This is a genomic window from Metabacillus litoralis (assembly GCF_020524045.1).
Classification (GTDB): Bacteria; Bacillota; Bacilli; order Bacillales; family Bacillaceae; genus Metabacillus; species Metabacillus litoralis_C.
Map to the genome: position 1 here is coordinate 1 of NZ_JAIVKL010000045.1, position 1,542 is coordinate 1,542.

1 protein-coding gene is annotated in these 1,542 nt (G+C 32.6%); it reads right to left on the reverse strand.

Going from position 1 to position 1,542, the window contains the following annotated elements; all coding sequences use genetic code 11:
• Position 1: 1 nt before the first annotated feature.
• On the reverse strand, positions 2-1,462 hold the full coding sequence (locus LC076_RS23980; protein ID WP_226671602.1) for an IS1182 family transposase: 1,461 nt from the start codon (positions 1,460-1,462) through the stop codon (positions 2-4).
• Positions 1,463-1,542: the final 80 nt, after the last annotated feature.

Sequence of the window (1,542 nt, forward strand, 5' to 3'; positions counted from 1 at the left end):
TCTATTTTTCATTTATTAATTTCAATATTCTCTTTAAATTGACCGCGAATATCGTTGTGGCACCTTGTATTTCCATGCTTAAAAGACCCGTGGAATTAGCTTTTTTAAACCCGTGTCTGTTTTTTAATTCACTATTTTTTGCTTCTATTTTATAACGCTCTCTCGATAACACTTTGAACTCTTCCGTATTTTGAAAAGCCTCTTGTTCCAAGTGTTCATTTGATTTAAGTGTTATAGAATATGTTTTTGTTTTTGCCCCTTCTTGATAACAGCCATCTCTTAGTGGACATAACTTACATTTCTCTATATTAAAGTAATATTTAAGTTGAGTATTTTGAGTAGAGCTTTTGGCTCTTACTTTTCTACATTTCTTTGTTGCTAGATGTCCTGCAGGGCAAGCATATGTATCGGCATCCTTATTAAATTCAAAACCTTGCTTACGATTAGACTGTCCATTTGTGATAACTGGATGTAATTTTGAAACAAGCTTAATATTTTTTTCTTTTGTGTAAATGATATTTTCTTTACCTGAATAGGCTGTATCGCCCAATACCGTATCAACAGTCATCCCATTTTTAATCGTTTTATCTACGAGTTCTTCTAAATATTTTCCATCATTTTTTTCTCCTGAGGTAATCACTGCTGCCGTTATGATACGTTCATCGGACATTGCTAAGTGGGTTTTGTATCCATGAAAAGGATTATCTTCTGATTTATGACCTACACGTGCATCAGGGTCATTTGAAAAGGAAATCTGATCATGAAAATCTTCAATGACTTCTTTCAGCACATTTAATTTCTCTTGAACAGCTGGTATACTGACAACCTTTGGCTCTTGTTCAATGGTTTGAACTAACTGCTCACAATAGGCTATTTCTTCAGATACCTCGTCAGAAGTGGGCTTGGATGGAAGTTTCTCTTTTATTGAAGAATCATATTGATAGACAACTTTGCGCACTGTTTTAGATTTTTCTTGTAAAAATTCTTTTGGAGACTTGTTTTGGTAACGCGATAAAGTATGAGTGGCATCTAAAATAATGGTCTTCTTCTTAATTATGTTTTTCTCCACCGCAATTTCAACTGTTTTCCCTACCAACAAATCTAGTAAATCGATGTTCACAAGGCGTAATTTACGGAACTTCGTTAGTGAAGAAGGATCAATGACAGGAGCTTCAGGTGCCATATCTAAAAAATATTTAAATGACATATCATACATAGAACGCTCTACTACATCAATATCGGAGAGTTCATATATCATTTTTAAAAGTAAATATTTAAACATACGAATAGGTGGTATAGCATTTCTTCCGTTATCTAAACAATAATTATTTTTCAATTCATCTAATATGAAAGTGAAATCTACAAGATCATTGATTTGTCTAAGCATATTATCTTTTGGGACAATAAGATCGTAAAGAGCTGAATAAGGACTAAGAATAAATTCTCCTTGTTTATCAAGCATGTATACCACACCACCTATAATTAATACATTAATTATATAACAAGAAAAAGGTATTCAATGAGAAATTCATCGAATACCTT